Below are 16,329 nucleotides of genomic sequence, written 5' to 3'. Positions count from 1 at the left end.
ACCTATGGTGCGAGAACGACAGCTCCGCAGCCGTGACTCTCTTTAAGACCCCCAATTGGCATAAGCTATAGCGCTGGCTGTTTTTTCTTACATAAAAATACAGGTTTATCCTTTATCTGCGCGGTATTGCTAAGCGCACCTGTGACCACGTTACTGAGCGCGCGCCCAAAATCCCCCAATTTTTCTGGTACCTATGACATATCCGTGCGCAAAAATGCGGCCTAGCCAAACAATTATGCTGGCTAAAAAAGCTGGCAAGACCACTTGAATTTTATACAATGGCGGGTCTGGATTTCAGTCGATGGATTAACGTCACAGCGATAACGTCAGCTTCTGGTGAACGGTTCCCTGACGATGGCGTTGTGTTAAAGGGAATTGAACAATGAGCATTCAGGACTACATTCTGGCTGACAGTAAATTACCGATCCATAACCATTATCAACTGCGCTTCCCAAACCTTGAGTCCAAACAGCCGGGCATCGGGATTTCGGTCCTCAGATTTTCTGGCGTTGAAGCCAGCAGTAGTATTCTGCGTTACAGATTGAATTTACCAGCGCAACCAAAGATATCCCCGCGCACCCCATCATCAACTATTCCACCCTGTTTCTGATGTACCCCGACGGCAAGCCGTGGGAATCGGTCAAACCCCGTATTCTGCCGGGGGTGATCACCCAGTTCCGCCAATGTGGCACCTCCGCTGATGAAACCCGCTATGTGGTCACCCTTGAACACCGTCTGACCAGACTGACCCAAGGGGCCGGGAACGCAGTCTACCAGAATGACAGTATCATCAGCATAACGGAGAACACCTTCTGTAGCGGCAACCTGCGTCTCACATAGCTTCAGAGCCCCCACACAACTGACTCAGTTCCTGCGTCGCAAGCGCAAAATACCTTACTCAGTACTTCACCACCTGACGAGCGCTTCCCGGGGAAACCTAAAGCCGATCTCATAGGGCATGTCAATATGAGTTCACCGGATGCTTACGGATAACCAAGCAACACCGTGAGTTGAGTCCATCATGCTGCACGGTATTATGGAGCAGCGCTCCGGTTTTAAGGGAGCATTGAGGCGATATGTTACGAGGGAAACTCAGACGTAGTTCTGCTGTTTCAAGTGGCGGATAATGACCTGGCCTTCCGGCATAAACGCGGTACCGAAACGGACCAATCCGCGCCCCTTCAACTCGGCATCGATGCCGTATTCCAGATACCCCGGCGTATTTTGCGGCAGCAGCACCACGGTCAGGCTTTTCAGGCGTGGCTCATATTTCAGCAAGGTATCGGAGAGGGTAACCAGCAGCGAATGCGCCGTACCGGGCATGCCCTGCAGGATTTTACTCATGTCCGGCAAGCCGTAATCCGGCAAATGGCTGAGCGTTCCCGCGCGACAGTTGAGAATGCGCTGCATGTTGTCGAGGACCGACAGGATGACCTGCTCCTCTTCGCTGACCGCGTTCAGTTCCAGGCCACTGGCGAAGTTGCCCAGCAGTTGCTCATACAGTGAAGGCGAGTGGCGATGGGGCATCACTTTTTCTCCGCCCGCAGCGTCAGGCCATTATTGTTCAGCTCAATGGTGCGCGGCTTTTCGGGGTCTAAATCCTCGCGGGTCAGGAGCAGACGCCAGTGGTTTTTGTCCATATCAGGATGACGGAACAGACCAACCACGGCGACAAATTTAGCCTCCTTTTCCATCGGCATGTCCAACGAGGCCGCGGTGCCAGGTTTGACCACCACGCTGCGACTGGCCAGCAGGTCGTCTTTCAGCGCCCCCTCCCCGTCTCCCGCCAGTTGCTGATACACCGTTTTCTGAAGGAGCTTGTCATCGCGCAACTGATACACCCGCACCAGCACTGGCTCGGAGGCGGAATTTTCCTCACGCGCGTCGGTGTTCAGCGCTTCACGGGCGGTGAAATCCAGATGCAGGACTTTCACCTGCTTATAAAACAGCGATTGGGTCGCTGACACGGTGCCGTCCGTCACCGTCTGCGTCAGCCCGCAGCCGCTGAGTAATACGGTCAAGGCAACCAGACCGATTTTATTTTTCCAGGCGGTAGTTAATAACACGTCGCGTTCCTTCTTGAGGCCTATCAGGGGCCATACCACGGTAGTGGCCCAGTTCTACAGTAAAATAATCAGGCATATCGTCCGACGGACTCTGGTCATCCAGCCCCAGCACCCCGGTCAGCCCCAACCTTATCGGCGCCTCGCCCAGTACCATGGCGGGCAGCAGCGGAGTAGGCACCGTCAGTTGAATACGGGCGGTGTAACGCCATCCCAGATACACCCGCAGCAGCACCAGAAAATCCGCATACAGCGCCCCTTCCGGCAGCCAGTCACGGGCCTCGTCGCGGTTCCCGGTGTGCAGGGAAATCAGCAGTTGGCTGTTGGCATCGGTGGCTTCATCCCCCAGTACCTGGTAGCCATCCAGCCAGTTCGCCCCCTCGTCGCTAAAGGTCATCGGGGAATCAATGCGCACCGTACGCAGGCAATGGGGCGTTACCTCCGCTTGTGTGTCCGGCGCCAGCAAGCGCACCAGCGCCTGAACGCCTTCGGCGGTTCTGCCCGGCTGGCGCATCACCCCCAGCAACGCCAGAAAACGGGACGTAGGGGTGGCAAAATGCTGCTGCGTGCCGGGGATGCCCATACCAATCAGCCCCAGCAGGCTTTGTGAGGTGGCGTCTTTGCCGCCGGATTCAAACGTCGCCGGATAAGAATACTTACGCCAGATACGGTAAAACTGCGTCATGAACCGGTGGTTGAAGATATCGAGGAAACCTTCCAGCGCCTCATGCCCTTCTCGCTGCTGGGTGATATCGTCGATATAGGCGGTGGGCAACGGCGAGTCGACGCCATACAGCCCCATAAAGGTGGTGCGTACGGTGGGTGGCGCGTCTGGATGTTCCGCATCCGTTTCCAGCGCTTTCAACTCGCTGACCGGGAACCCCATGCCGGGCCACGGACGAAAACGTACCGGGTCGTCCGCCGGGTTGGCGGTGCTGCCGAGCGGTGGCGTGCCGGGTTGTTCCAGCAACTGGCAGAAACGGTAGAAGTTAATCCGTCCGATGTCCCGCTCCAGCCTGGCGGTCAGCCGGGGATGCGGCGGGTGTGATTCTCTTCCCATTCCAGGCGCTCTCCTGTCGGTTGCAGTATCAGGGTCAGACGATTAAACAGGTGAATGTCGGTATACAGCGCAAAGAAACGGCTAAGCATTTCACCGAACAGGCAGATATCCCCGGTACCGGCAAAGCCGTTGCTGTCGAGGGTGATTTCGATATGCACCCCGCGCAACAGATAGCCACGTTCAAAGCGCTCAATCTCACTGTGCTTCACCTCGACGATAGCCTCCAGCCGACGGCGGTTCATTTCGCTTTCCGTCCAGTCGTACAGGGCCAGCGTGCCGCGCAATACGTCGGCACTGTCCATCATCCACAGGAAGCTGCTGCCCAGATGGCTCAGCACCCGCCAGTGGAAACGGTCACGGTTCGGTGGGTAACAGGGCATCGTCGGCGCAGACAGGTTACGTATCCGCACATTGGCCCCCGTGGATTTCACTGCGGTGTCCAGCACGGTGCTTTGCAGCGATTTGCGCGGCAGTTGCCCGTTGGTACCGGTCAGGCTCAGAGACAGGTTTTCATTCTCCGGCACCAGGTGGTTATCAAACGCCTCGCCGCCCAATATCAGCCAGGTATCGTGCAAGCCCGACGGCCCGCGCTTGACGCGCGTATGGTAGTAATATTCCGGTGCGTCGTGGCGTAACATGCCGCCCTTGTGGCGGAAACTGGTGAACGGCACATACACCTGGTGACCGGAGTGCTTGGAGGAAATCACCGCGTCCACCGAGTAAATCTCGGTATAACCGTCCTGCACGCGCATCGGGCGCAGCAGGTATTCGGTTTGTAACGAGGAGAGTGACAGCGGGTCTGACTCCAGCGGGAACAGGTTTATGACCGGCACACAGTGCAGGCGCAGGTGTTTTTCCGAGAACGAGAAGTCATGCTCCCAGCGTTTATCCAACACCACATCGATTTCAAACCAGGCCAGCTCTGCCGGTAGCTCCACGGAGTCCAACCCGGTCAGCGCGACAAACATGAATTTCTCGCGGAAGGTGAAATACTCCAACAGCAACTGATAACCGCTGAAGGCGCTGTCACCTTTCGGCCACAGGGTATCGTTCTCGCTAAAGCCCTGCGGGGCAAAGAACGCATCCAGCGGCTGACGGTCAGCCTGGCCCGGCAGACGTATCCACAGCTTGGCCGTATTGAGGGTGAAGGCTTCGTGCAAGGCGCAGGCCAGTGGCGCATCGGCATCGAAATAGAGCGGCAGATGGCGCAGACTGATGCTGCTCCAGTCGGCCAGTTCACCGCAGTGAAAGCGCAGGCGGATCACCGAGCGGCCATCCGGTTCGGTATCCAGCACCGCGCGGTTCAGGGTGAGTGGTAGCAGTTCAATATCCTGCGTGGTGGTATAGCGGCAGCGCGTCGCCCGCTCCCCGATAGGGCGGGACAACACTTCAAAGCCTTTGTTGACCACCATGCGCTCTTTCATGCCCTGCCATTCTGGGGTGAACTCCACAATCGACAGGGAAGGAATGGTGCGCAGGTAGTGTGGCCACAGCAGGCTGACCAGCCCTTCGGTCAGTTCCGGCAGGTCGTCATCAAGTTTTTCCCGCAGGCGCCCCATCAGGAAGGCGAAGCCTTCAAACAGGCGTTCCACATAAGGATCACGGGCCCCGGCCTTATCCAGATTCAATCCGGCAGCCCGGTCGGGATGCGCGCGGGCAAATTCTTCGCCCGCCTCGCGCAGGTAACGCATTTCGGCGTCAAAATAACGCAGGGTTAAGTCGTCCATAGCTCTCTTGTTTGTTATGCCAATAGCGCAGAGGGAAACATCAGAAAACCGTGTTCCCGCTCCCCACAAGGGGAAAACGGGGCGGTGTTGTCGGGCGAGACACCACGTGCGGTTTTCCGGCCCTGAAGCGAACCCTTATCTTTCATAGGTTCTCGTCGTTATCGACGGGATCAAATTTGCCTGACACGGGCAACTGCTTTTGCTGTGCTGTGTGCCAGCAAATTTGCGCCCTACCACCGAATCCGCCGGGATGTGCCCGACAATCACATACATGCCAGGGAACTTACCACAGGTGACACGGTCCTGTTCACGGGCAATCGCTTTTCCCATCAGGGTGTGGGTGGGATCGCCTTCAGTGATAACGCCACCGCAGGTGGTTTTATCCTGTATCACTAGGTAATAGCCTTTTGCCATGAGAGTGTCCTCTATTTCATGTTATGCGCCCGGTACGGCGGCGTAGGCAGGAACACCGGTGCCCTGCCTATGGTAAAAGTGACTCAGGGCTTGTCACACTGGCGCTTTACATCACCGTCATCGTTTCTCTGGAACGTGATCCGGAGCGCTATCCTCCTGCACAAACTCATCATCAGGGGTATGCGCAGCCGGTTCCGGGGTATTCTGTATCTGGAAAATCTGCGTTGGCAGCGTGAAGTTACGCAACTGCAGCAACGTCAGCGGGCCTTTACCCAACTCGGTGCGCAATATCCATTGCAACGGCGCGTTGTCCGGTGTGGTAAACGTCAGTTGATAGCGCCCTTCATCCAGTTTTTGCTGCTTCGCCTGTTCAAGCCAACGAATGAGGCCCCAGGTGCCCTGATAGTCACCGTACAAACGGGCACCCGCATCAACGCTGGTCCAGGTCAGCATGGCACCCGGCTTATAGGTATCCCCCGGCCAGCGGAAACTTTGCCAGCTTTCCATCTGATTGAAGTAATGGAGCTTCTGCCCGTCAATCGACAGGTTGGTTTCCACCACATCCGGTACCGGACGGGCCAGCAGCTCAAACCGCAACCCCTGACTGCCGTCGGTGAACAGGATGTCGGAAATCTGGCTCAGCTGATTAATGGCCGCCAGGAAGTCAGGGTTAAAGGTCAGCCCCTGACTGTTTACCTTGTCCGGTACCCAGCGGGTGCCTTCCTTGTGCAGCACCCCACCCAGTTCACTGGTCAGGAAACTGTCGATGCGCCCGCTGTCTTTGCGGATGAAATCGGCCAGCATTGGCAGTGAGGCATCGCTTTTGCTCGCGGCAAACGGGTAACGCCCGTCAAAGGCCGACTTCCAGTTCACCACAATGGCATTTTTCCACTGGTCGTTCAGGCTGGCTGACGACGGCTGCAACACCGTTTCCCAGGCCTGGGTCAGCGGCTGAACAAACATCGTTTGGCCAAAGCCACTCCATTCCTCTCCCAGGCTGGCGGCAATCAGGCTGGCATACTCCTGGGTATCGGTCAGGTTCACGTTTTTGCCCTGGAACACCGTCTGTGCCAGCACCTGTATCATCTCCTGCGGGTCGGCCGCGCTGGCGACCTGCTGAAGTTTCAGGCGCACGCGGGTAACACGAGTGAGTAAGGTCTGCAGGCTGAGTGAGCTGTCGGACGACATCATGGTCTGGGTATTGCCTTTGCCCATCAGGGCCAGCAACGGACCAAAGGTCTCATCCAGCGGGCCCACCGGTCCGCTGGCCTGTTGGTCTATCGCCGGTTCGGCGTCTTTCTTTATCAGGGCCTTGGCCGACTTCACCAGTGAGTCGGACAGCGCTTCGGTCTGCTGCCCGGTTTGCCCCTGCCAGGCCACGGTGTTCATCAGCGCTATCAGCGGCGACTGGCGGACATCGCTCATCAAGGTGAGTTGGTCAATCACATCGGAGAGGTTTTTCGCCTCATTCCAACGCAGGCTGTTGAGAAAACTCAGCCAGGCACCGGCAAAGTCGGTGAAGTAACGCTCGGTCAGACGCTTTTTCAATGCTTCCGGTGAAATATCATCAGAGATAGAACGGCGGTTGTCACTGAGCACCCAGTCAATCTCTTCACGCCGGGAGGTGACCGCGTTGTCTATCGCCCGCTGGATTTGCTCTTCCCACGCCTTGCGGGTGAACATCCCTGGGATGGTTTCGTCAGTGTGGAACAGACGCTGCGCATCCGTATCGCCCGTCATCTCGGTCAAGGTCATGTCGGCATAATTGCGGCGCACCGACAACAGTATGTTTTCATAGAGTGTGCTTTCGGCATTACGTTGGCCTATTTCACCCAGCAGCACCTGCCGGGTCTGTGACACCAGGGACTTGTCCGGTACGATTTTCCAGCTCGGCTGGGTGGGTAGGCTGTGGGCATAAAACTGCCACAGGTCTGGTGCCAGGCTCTGCCACAACCCTGGAGAGATGCCCTGATGCACTGGCGCGGTGGTTTTCATCACCTGGGCGAAAAACGCCGCATCGACTTTTTCCGGCCGCGCCATCATCAGGTACGCCTTCAACTGGTCATAACCGGATTTGGCCAGTGCGGTCCGTTTCGGGCTATTGGCGGGCAGGTTAGCCAATACGCCGAGTTGTTGTTGCAGACTGTCTGCAGCGGCATCGCGAATTAAACGGTTATTGGCCTTGCCGTACCACGGCAGCAGGGTATCAAGCAGTTGCGCATTATGATCCATGCCGAAGCGCTGATACCAAGGGGAACCTTCTGCTGCACGCACCTGCAGGCGTCCGATCTGGTTACGCAATGCCTGCAAGGCGATCAGTTGTTCATCGGACACCGGCTGCGGTTTCGCCAGACGCTGCACCTGTTCAGCCGCAGAGAGCATCTGCTGACGGTTGACGGCAAACGACGCCACGCTGCCCGCCCCCCACAAGACCATCAGAGCAAGCAGGCCGTAGCACAGGGTTTGCTGCCACGGCAGGCCGACGCGACGGCCGCGGGCGGAACGGCAATCGTCCAGTACCCCTTGCCAACTGGCCGGGGCGGTCCAGGTTTTTTCATGCACGCCCGCAGAAGCGTTTGTGGATACCTCTGGCAGGCTGAACATCAGCCCGCGCAACGGAATGCGAGCGACATAGTCGGCAAACCACGGCGTGAGTACCTGCCGCCAGCGTGCGGCCTCGCTGGCACCCAGAGACTGTGCCAGACGCAACAGGAAATCATGCGGCTGTTGAGCCAGCACCTGCTGCATGCCTTGTTCGCGCAATTGGGGGATTAACGACCGCAGTTGACGTTCAATGGCGTCCGGCGTCGCATGGGCGGCAAAGACCGCGCCGACCGGCTGCGTCACCCGTTCATCCTGTGGCCAATGGCTTTCACACACCTGCCACAGATAGACCGGTGGCTGATAACGCAACGCTTCGCCGGATTTTTCCAGCGTGCGCAGCCCGTCATCCATCCACGAGGATACCCGGCTCTGCGCCTGAGTCACGGCCCAGACCACGCCGTCCAGCGGGCGGCTGCGGCGCAGTTTTCGCCATGCCGCCAGGCGTGACGCGTCATTCTGTGAATGCAGGCTGCCACCGTGCAGCAAGACGGTACGCTGACCTTCCAGCCAACCTTGCTCAGCCAGTGTGGGGGCCAGGGCGGCGATTTGTTCAGGTTCGCCTACCACCATCAGCAGCCGCACTTTATAACGCCAGAACAGGCCGTAGCGGCGACGCAGGCGTTTTTTTAGCTGAACCGAGGACGCTTGAGAGGTGTCTGGTGTTTTATCCGTTTTCACAGGTGCAGGGGCGTCGTCACCCTGAGAGTATTGACGAACCTCGTCAAAATGCTTTTTACCGGACAGGCGGGTACCGATAAATGACAGCAGGGCGCACAGGGCAATTGCACCGGTTCCCACCATCAACCCGGTGAGCCAACGGTCACGCTGTGGTGTTCCCTGAATCAACCCTATCCGATCCGGGTGCTGCCAGACCAGCCAGCACAACACGATGCCAGCCAGTAAAAACAGCAGGGTCATTATCCAGAACCAGGCTTCTGGCTTTTTAATCGGTAAGGCTATGCGCTTCACGCTGTATTCTCCTTGTGAGAAGCGATGGGGGCGACGACGGTACACCAGACAGTCTCACTGCCTTGTTCGCCACTGATGATCATATGCGGTGCAGGGGACTGGCCGATCGCTTGTGCAGCAGCGGCGATCGCCAGCCAGGGCCCCGCACGGCCTGGGTCGCCCAGAAATTCGTCAAAATTATGTACGTTCGAACCCGCCGAAATAAGGGCGAGCGGTGCCTTGCCCTGAACGGTGATCACACTGCGGTAAGCTTCGCTGTCTGCCGACAATCCCGCTAACCAAAGGTGCTGCACCTCATCGGTGAGTAACGGCACCCAGTCGGCGGCCTGCAAAACCCCTGACTGCAATGATGCCTGTTGTGGAGGGCTACGTTCAGGCCGGTGCAGCAACGCCATGGCCGGGAGGTTTTTTTGCGTCAGGCGGTTACCGAGCAGTAATCCGACAAGAGCTTCACCGGTCATCTCAGATTCTTCAGGTGCGATTTGCAGGGCAATGACCAGCAGTAGCGCATTGTCTTTAATACGGTGATCGAGCCAGTGGTCAATCGCGGCCAATCCTCGCCCTTGTGCAAAAAGGGTAGGTTGCGGTAATGCACTCTCTTGCCAAGCCTGCTGCCACAGTTCCCGTATCCACGACTCAGAAAGCGAGGAACTGGACTCCAGTAAAAGGGTAATGGGGTTATCTGGAGGAAGATGGGATAACGCCCCAGAGAGCTTTTCCAGAAGAGCTGAAAATGCGGCCAAGACTTGCGCATCCGGTGACAGCTCTTGTGTAATTGGCAACCGGCTGTGTCGGATACTGATCCCACCATTCCAGGAGGCCTGAGGAATGATTTCATTTTCATTGCGCAGCAATGCGTCAGCGATTGAGGTAAATTGCAGGTCAGCAGCATGTGCCGTACTGCATTCTGCCGCCAGGATTTGCAGTGCTCGACGCCCGCGACGGACTTCCTGCAAAATAACCTGCTCGCGCCGTTGATCCCAAGCATTGGCATGGATCTGCTGCATCATGTAGACGGCCAGACGAAAGCCCATAAGCACCGTCCAGACAACCACGGGGATACCGATGGCAAACCACCAGAAGGTGGTCTCACCCACCAGTTTCCCCAGAAAACGCATGAGTAATATTCCGGCCGCAATAAAACCCAGCAGTGTACCGAACCAGCGTAATGGCTTGGGTGGCGACGGACGTAATGCTGGGCCGGGTATGGTGTTTAATTTTACAGGCATCGGAGAAACTCAATTAGGGTTCTACAAGGGCTTAACGACGAATGGCCTAAAATATATCGTGGTTTTTCAATGTATCATACTTCATCCGGCGCAGTGGTCGATTCCTTGTCCAAAGCTTGTGACCAACGGACGGTTCTAAAGGGCGTCCAACTCCAGGGAACGTCTGTCAGTAGCGGTGTAGTCGGTACGGGTTTTGCCTGCATATAGTGACAGCAATGGCTCCATAGGCCGTAGGCGTCATAAATACTGCCCACGGTCCAGGTCAGCACGAATCGATCCACCACTTCGTAAGTACCCGGTTTGCAGACGGCGCAATAGACGCGGTGCCCCCAGTCGGCATGCCCGGCCATCAGCACCCGCTCAGCGTGAATATCTGCCCAGTCAAACACCTTAATTACAGGGTACCAGCGTTTCCAAGGCCACATACTGGTCTGATATTCATATACGTAAACTTTCTGGCGTTTGCGGTTAAAACGTACTGGAGCACCACGAGGTTCAAATAGAACTGACTTGAGGCAATAAATCAGAAACGAAGAAAAAATAAAAATAGCCACTAGACACATAAATAATAATGAAGGGATAAAAATAACCCCAGGCTCGAAAGTAAAGGCGATAGCCATGACCAACGGTATTATTAGTATGAGTGCAAAAAACCATATCCCCCACCATCCATGATTTACATAGCGTGGAATCTCCATCCAGATATCATTAATCTTATTCACCCGGATAAGCTGCGGAGGATAACGCTGATCCTCTGCCAAATCTGGCAAATCCTCACTCCAGTTCTTGACCGGAGGAATTAGCCGGGGAAGTATCTGCTGAAGCTGTTCCCGTTGAAGTTGCTTCTGTTGGCGTCGCTTAAGCTTGCCCATGTTCTTCAGCCCTGCTCTGCGCTGAGCTTTAAACCCAGTGTAATATCTGGATCTGTTTTATCCGGCCAGTAGTTTGCCTTCAAGGTGACTTTAGGTGTGCGGTCCCGCTCTGCCCAGATGCTGACCACCAGATTCAGAATTTTCAGCCCCGTATCTTTTCCTTTGTCATCCTTCACATCATCGGTCTGCCATAGATATTTATAATAACCCTCAGGCCCTGCGTGCTGGTCATGATTGTTAAGTCCGGGAGCGTTATGTGATTGGGAAAACAATACCGCACCATCACTGTCACGGGTTAAAGATATTGACCGCCCACTAGTTGCCTCACTCCATCCTGGCATACTTACCCTGAAATCTACCCGACGATAAGCAACGGACTGAATAGTTGGGTTACCGGTGAGAATGTCAAGCCGGGAGGCAAAGGCCACATCCGCTACCATACCACTGACCACTGCGCGGTACTCTACCACCGCCTCAGCCAAGTCAGACGGGCTGTTGGCGCGCCAGATCGAGGAACTGTTAATGCTCTCATTTGTTATACCAAAACAAGTGCGTCGCAGCCAAAGCTCAAACGCCGTGCTTCTGAGTCCAGCAGCCTCATAGGCCAGTATTAACCCCATCAGAATAAGTATCGCTGCCCATCCTGCTGGTCCCAATCCCAAAAGCCCTGTTTGGCTGGTTAAGGCGAAAACTCCACGATACCCAAAGATAATGCTGATAACTCCGCCAGTAGCCATCGATATTCCCGCGGAGCCATAAGCGAGAGTAGCGCCTGTATTTCCAGTTTTATAAGCCTCCGAAGCATGCATTCCGTTTCGAATGCCATCCACCATCCCAGCGATTCCCCCAAGCACTGCTCCGAACCTGACCAGTCCGGGTACTTGTTGCTTCGCTGTCAGGGTTATCCAGTTCTGCTTCACCGCCAGCTTGGATGCGAACCCGGCAATTTCAGCCATCCCCTCCACCACCAGCAAGCGGTTAATAGCATAGTCTGCAGTGGCATCCACATCGGTGCCCACGGAGTATTTCAAACCGTCCGCTTTAGCATTCCAGTCTGCTAACTGTAAGGCCATTAACCCCGCCCCCAGTATCAGACCGGCACCGTCGCCACTGATAAGACGCCGACCACGCTCATTCCATTCCGCCATCTGCGCATAGCTTGCCTTCAGGACAGGCCCTTTGATGCCTTTGCCCTGGAGCGACAAATCAGAGATAAACAAGTCATCAAGATCGTTCACCATCGCCGGATTGCCGAAAGGCTTTTTAGTGACCTTGATGTTCGGCACTGCTTTTTGTAACTGCTCAAGCGTACCCGGTACGCTGAGCTGCAATTTGATCGGAGCGTCCAGTCCTTTGCCGCGCATCCCCATAATCTCATCCACCACCGCTGCGCTGCCGCCTCTGAGGCCGGAATTTTCAAAGGAAGCATTATTTTTGGCCAGGGACTGGCGGAGTTTGGCGTTATCTCTAAGTTTTCTCTTTAATTTCCGAAACGTCGTTTGATATTCCAGCACCACGGTGGACTCACCGACCGTCAGCATGGCACCTTGCATCATCGCCATGTAACTTTTACGTGTCGATGGGCTCACTGTTTTGCCCAACTGGCTCACCGAGCCGGTCACTGCCAGTATCCGGCTCGCCCAGCCTTGCTGGATGGCAGTATTTTTCAGGTAGTTACCAAATTCATCAGAGGTTCCCGCCGTTTTGAGGTTACCGAAGACGTTGCCACCACTGAAAACGGTCTCCAACAGGGAGGTTTTCATCCCCGTAAAGCCCAGATAGGCAGGAGAGTCGGCCTTTTGTAGCCACAAGGCCCAAATATCCTTTGTTTCCTTGCCCATTGCCCCACCCTGAACACAAGCCGCGAGCGTTAACATCTGTGCTGCCCAGCTTGCCGCACTGCTGGCAGGAGCGTAATCATAGGTCATGATATTTAGCCAGAGCTGAACCTTGTACCAAGCGGCCAGATCCTTATCAATAGCCTTAAGCTGCCTGTCCGGAGTGGTAAAACGTTGCTCAAATTCCGCGGCAAAAGCGGCCCGGGCCGGTTCATTATAACTTTTCAACAGGCGCGCGTACCGTTCAGTGAAGGTCTGCTCAGCCACCTTTTCTGCGGGAACATACTTAGGAATTAAGCTCACTATTAGGCCCGCCCCCCCCATGAGAGCCGCTATTGAAGGGCCGCGCATCTTGTACTGGGCAGAGCTCTCTTTCGCTATATCTTTTTTTATTCTGTCGAGATACTGGGTAATGGCCTCTGAAATCATATGCTTGTGGAAGACTTCAGGTTGCTCAATATAAGCTTGGCGGGCTTCCGCTATCTGCATACGTCCAATATTCAGTTCCTGAACTACGCCAACCGGATCGTCCACAGCAACAGCCATCACTGTGCACTGATATCTCAGCCCGAGTTGGGAAACATAACTGCTCATGGCGTTTTGTCTTTTTTTCTCCAGGCGAGGATAAAAACCGTGCGCCCCGCCGGTTCTCTCGTCGCCTACCTTCGCGATATTGGTAAAGAGGTTGGTTGCAAACTCGGCCACGCTGGATTTTAGGGCTGATAGTGAAGAGTCCAGTGGAATGCAGACCCCGCTATCCCCAGATATTTGCTTGTTCGACAGGGTGATCTTGGTAAAACGTGTTGCAGGGCGCTTGCCGCTTTTATACTCCGCCAGAACGTCTTTACTCCACGGATCACTGCTGAACGCCAACCACGCCTGATGATATTTTTCGTCGTCAATGTTGATAAAGCTGGCGGCGAGATCGTGCCCCTGCGTCAGACAGCATTGGCTTAGCGGCTGAACGGTGTTACCTTCCGGCATCACCAACGGGTTGAACTGGCGCAGATAACCTTCCGCTGTGACCTCGTAGCCCTGCCACACAGTTTTATCCAGCAGTACATACAGATACCCCATACGCAGGGTACGCAGGACGTACTTGAACTCCCCCCCGGTAAGCTCCGCATCCTGTTTAGGAACGGCAGGTTTCCAGTTGGAATTCAGCAGCGCTTTCGGCACCGCCGCCACGCGTAGCGGAAATATTGGCAAACCACTGCGCTGGCAGGCTTTGCAGTCGGATGGTGTGCATGCCGCTTGCTGGCTGGCCGCGGCGTTTTGCATGATCTGATTTTTAAGCCCCATGGATATGTATTCCCTTATCGCCACTCTGCGGCGGTGTGTTTTCCAGTTCCTGTAAGACGGCGTCCGGTAACGTTTTTAAAAGCTGCGTGAAACGCTGAGCCGGATCGGCAATCGCCTGCTGTAACAAGCTCCTGACGGCGGGATGTTGTTCGATATCCACAGACAGCGTCAAGCGGTTCAATGCCAGAAAATAGCGATCTTCAAGATCGGTAAGCCCGGTTTTGGCGGTTTCCTGCCAGGCATTTGCCGCCTGCATAGCCGCATCACTAGGCAATGCAGGATTAACCTGTTGCCAGGCAAACAGGAGTTGCCAGATAGGCCGGATTTCCTGCTGGGCTCTTTCAACACCCCAATTCAAACTCCAGCGTGCTTCACTGGCTTTTCCAGCCTGACAGGCGATATCGCCTGAAGTCTTCACATACATCCACTGACTTACTGGCCAGACAGTGCCTGCCAGTTGCTCTTGTAAGCTCATGGCCTGCAACAGTTCAAAGCGCAAGGGTTCAAACAACGGAATAAAACTGTGCTCTGTCAGTTGATTGCACTGCTCAGCAAGAGCAGTTGCCAGTTGCCCTAGAGGCAGCGTGCTGCATAACCAGGCACACAGGTAACGTTTTTCATGTAACACTTCACTGCGGGCGTATTCTTCCGTGCCTGCAAGCCACGAAAAATCACAATGCTCACCCGGTGAAGCCAGCAAAACGAGCTGTGGACAATGCTGGGGGGAATACGCCAGATCGCGGCGCAACACCGGAAAGACGGCACGCTCACCCAGCACGCTGCGCAAGGTAGGCAAGTACAGAGGGTTGATATCCGCAACGGTTTTCAGTGGATCCAGCAATAAATAGCGGTACTCACCCTGTTGCTTTTCCAACATCTTTATCAGGGTATCCTCCTGAGAGCTCTGCATTTCCATAATATTTCCATCAAATACATTGAAATTCATTCAAATTACAGATAAGCGGTAAATACTGCCATCGATTGAAGAGCTGGCAGTATAAAATGGCAAATGAAATATCCCCGTTATACTCATCACACTTCAAGTTGCTTTGGTATTGGCTCGCCTTCCACTTGCCGTTGCGGAGCCGTGGTGGATTCCTGTTCCATCGCCGCTGGCCAGCGGTCCGCCTTGCGGGGGATCCAGTTATCTGGGCGGCCTGGATATTCCGGCTCCTGCGACACGGGTTCATGTTTCATATAGAGGCACAAATAACTCCACAACTGGTGCAAATGCCCTATATATCCACCATTGATCGGAAAACGTTTAATCACCTTGTTGGTGCCAGGCGTACAAATGGAAAAATGTAGCTGACAGCCGTAAGCATAAGCACTGCGGGAAAAACTGACTTCACCTTGTACATCAGCCCAGTCGAAAACGTGGATCTTGGTGGGCCATTTACCCAAAGGGTTCCATGCTCTCCTTTTATATTCAAAAATATAGATTTTTTGCCGTTTACGATTAAAACGAACCGGTTGATCACGGGGTTCATAAAAATAAACCCTGATAAAATAAATTACATATGCAAAAGCAATAAACTCCCCAATAACAAGCATATTAATCGTAACTAAATCAGAGTCATAAAATGGTAAAAAGGAACAAAAATAACTAATCATAATAAACAGCATAATAATAATCATAAAAATCATACTCCCCCAAGCCATTGGGCTGTAACGGGGAATTTCTAGCCAGATATCATTTAAATAATTTCGACATTGCAAGAGAGGAGGAGCTAATTGTGGCTGACTATTTTCTGGCATATCCTCGTACCAGAATTTAACGGGTGGAACCAGCTTGGGCTCGCGGTTTTCATCCAATACTACGAATGGCTGGGGTGACATCAAACTCTCCTGATTTTGTTTTCTGGATGGTGACCTTATTTGCCTGATAGCGTCAGGTGGGTAAACCTCCCATCATTCGAGTAAGGGTGCGCCTGCCAACTGCCGTTGCGGGGCCGTGGTGGATTCCTGCTCCATCGCCGCAGGCCAACGGTCCGCCTTGCGGGGGCTCCAGTTATCTGGGCGGCCTGGATATTCCGGCTCCTGCGATACGGGTTCATGTTTCATATATAAGCACAGGTAACTCCACAACTGGTGAAACTGCTCTGGAGAACCACCGCTGATCTTAAAACGCTCAATCACGTTATAGGTGCCGGGTTGGCAAACGGAGAAAAACAGTTGAAACCCGCCGCTGTAATGATCGCTGGAAAAACGGACTTCACCATGCACATCGGCCCAGTTAAACACACGGATC

General features: G+C 54.6%; 12 protein-coding genes and 1 pseudogene. 1 reads left to right on the top strand and 12 read right to left on the bottom strand.

All coding sequences use genetic code 11. The features are described 5' to 3' along the window. Window positions 1-540: 540 nt before the first annotated feature. Window positions 541-840, top strand: coding sequence for a contractile injection system protein, VgrG/Pvc8 family (locus AC2A1E_RS20855; protein ID WP_484385369.1), 300 nt, complete (start codon window positions 541-543; stop codon window positions 838-840). A 252-nt stretch (window positions 841-1,092) separates the two neighbouring features. On the opposite strand, the gene tssE is transcribed toward AC2A1E_RS20855, so the two are convergent. From tssE to AC2A1E_RS20795, 12 genes and pseudogenes are all read right to left on the bottom strand, one after another. Beyond that, window positions 1,093-1,527, bottom strand: coding sequence for a type VI secretion system baseplate subunit TssE (tssE, locus tag AC2A1E_RS20850; RefSeq protein ID WP_484385354.1), 435 nt, complete (start codon window positions 1,525-1,527; stop codon window positions 1,093-1,095). Continuing rightward, a complete protein-coding gene (gene tssJ / locus AC2A1E_RS20845) occupies window positions 1,527-2,066 on the bottom strand; it encodes a type VI secretion system lipoprotein TssJ (RefSeq protein WP_484385353.1) in 540 nt (179 codons plus the stop codon). Before tssJ ends, tssE begins: the two co-directional genes overlap by 1 nt. Beyond that, the gene (gene tssG / locus AC2A1E_RS20840) at window positions 2,038-3,123 is read right to left on the bottom strand and encodes a type VI secretion system baseplate subunit TssG (RefSeq protein ID WP_484385352.1); all 1,086 of its coding nucleotides are present in this window, start codon (window positions 3,121-3,123) and stop codon (window positions 2,038-2,040) included. The genes tssJ and tssG overlap by 29 nt, the downstream gene beginning before the upstream one ends. Beyond that, window positions 3,087-4,850 (bottom strand): type VI secretion system baseplate subunit TssF, encoded by a 1,764-nt coding sequence (tssF, locus tag AC2A1E_RS20835; RefSeq protein ID WP_484385351.1) that lies wholly within the window; start codon window positions 4,848-4,850, stop codon window positions 3,087-3,089. The genes tssG and tssF overlap by 37 nt, the downstream gene beginning before the upstream one ends. A 141-nt stretch (window positions 4,851-4,991) precedes the next feature. Further along, a pseudogene (locus AC2A1E_RS20830) lies at window positions 4,992-5,264 on the bottom strand (PAAR domain-containing protein); the annotation flags it as partial. A gap of 117 nt (window positions 5,265-5,381) precedes the next feature. Then, on the bottom strand, window positions 5,382-8,837 hold the full coding sequence (locus tag AC2A1E_RS20825; RefSeq protein ID WP_484385350.1) for an ImcF-related family protein: 3,456 nt from the start codon (window positions 8,835-8,837) through the stop codon (window positions 5,382-5,384). After that, window positions 8,834-10,066 (bottom strand): hypothetical protein, encoded by a 1,233-nt coding sequence (locus AC2A1E_RS20820; RefSeq protein WP_484385349.1) that lies wholly within the window; start codon window positions 10,064-10,066, stop codon window positions 8,834-8,836. Before AC2A1E_RS20820 ends, AC2A1E_RS20825 begins: the two co-directional genes overlap by 4 nt. Window positions 10,067-10,140: 74 nt before the next feature. Next, window positions 10,141-10,938 (bottom strand): DUF6708 domain-containing protein, encoded by a 798-nt coding sequence (locus AC2A1E_RS20815; RefSeq protein WP_484385348.1) that lies wholly within the window; start codon window positions 10,936-10,938, stop codon window positions 10,141-10,143. A gap of 5 nt (window positions 10,939-10,943) precedes the next feature. Continuing rightward, on the bottom strand, window positions 10,944-14,078 hold the full coding sequence (locus AC2A1E_RS20810) for a T6SS effector BTH_I2691 family protein (RefSeq protein ID WP_484385347.1): 3,135 nt from the start codon (window positions 14,076-14,078) through the stop codon (window positions 10,944-10,946). Beyond that, window positions 14,068-14,994 (bottom strand): hypothetical protein, encoded by a 927-nt coding sequence (locus tag AC2A1E_RS20805; protein ID WP_484385346.1) that lies wholly within the window; start codon window positions 14,992-14,994, stop codon window positions 14,068-14,070. The genes AC2A1E_RS20810 and AC2A1E_RS20805 overlap by 11 nt, the downstream gene beginning before the upstream one ends. 116 nt (window positions 14,995-15,110) lie before the next feature. Beyond that, complete coding sequence (locus AC2A1E_RS20800) at window positions 15,111-15,917, bottom strand: DUF6708 domain-containing protein (protein WP_484385345.1); 807 nt, start codon at window positions 15,915-15,917, stop codon at window positions 15,111-15,113. A 72-nt stretch (window positions 15,918-15,989) separates the two neighbouring features. Continuing rightward, a partial coding sequence (locus tag AC2A1E_RS20795) for a DUF6708 domain-containing protein (RefSeq protein ID WP_484385344.1) occupies window positions 15,990-16,329 on the bottom strand: 340 nt, incomplete at its 5' end.

The organism is Serratia sp. HNCC26DJ206, assembly GCF_057180605.1.
This window is presented reverse-complemented; position numbering and strand designations above follow the sequence as displayed.

Bases quoted from the DNA above. Each gene is read 5' to 3' on its own strand.
- AC2A1E_RS20820 (WP_484385349.1), bottom strand. From the start codon at position 10,066: ATGCCTGTAAAATTAAACACCATACCCGGCCCAGCATTACGTCCGTCG.
- AC2A1E_RS20810 (WP_484385347.1), bottom strand. From the start codon at position 14,078: ATGGGGCTTAAAAATCAGATCATGCAAAACGCCGCGGCCAGCCAGCAA.
- AC2A1E_RS20800 (WP_484385345.1), bottom strand. From the start codon at position 15,917: ATGTCACCCCAGCCATTCGTAGTATTGGATGAAAACCGCGAGCCCAAG.
- AC2A1E_RS20805 (WP_484385346.1), bottom strand. From the start codon at position 14,994: ATGGAAATGCAGAGCTCTCAGGAGGATACCCTGATAAAGATGTTGGAA.
- tssF (WP_484385351.1), bottom strand. From the start codon at position 4,850: ATGGACGACTTAACCCTGCGTTATTTTGACGCCGAAATGCGTTACCTG.
- tssE (WP_484385354.1), bottom strand. From the start codon at position 1,527: ATGCCCCATCGCCACTCGCCTTCACTGTATGAGCAACTGCTGGGCAAC.
- AC2A1E_RS20815 (WP_484385348.1), bottom strand. From the start codon at position 10,938: ATGGGCAAGCTTAAGCGACGCCAACAGAAGCAACTTCAACGGGAACAG.
- tssG (WP_484385352.1), bottom strand. From the start codon at position 3,123: ATGGGAAGAGAATCACACCCGCCGCATCCCCGGCTGACCGCCAGGCTG.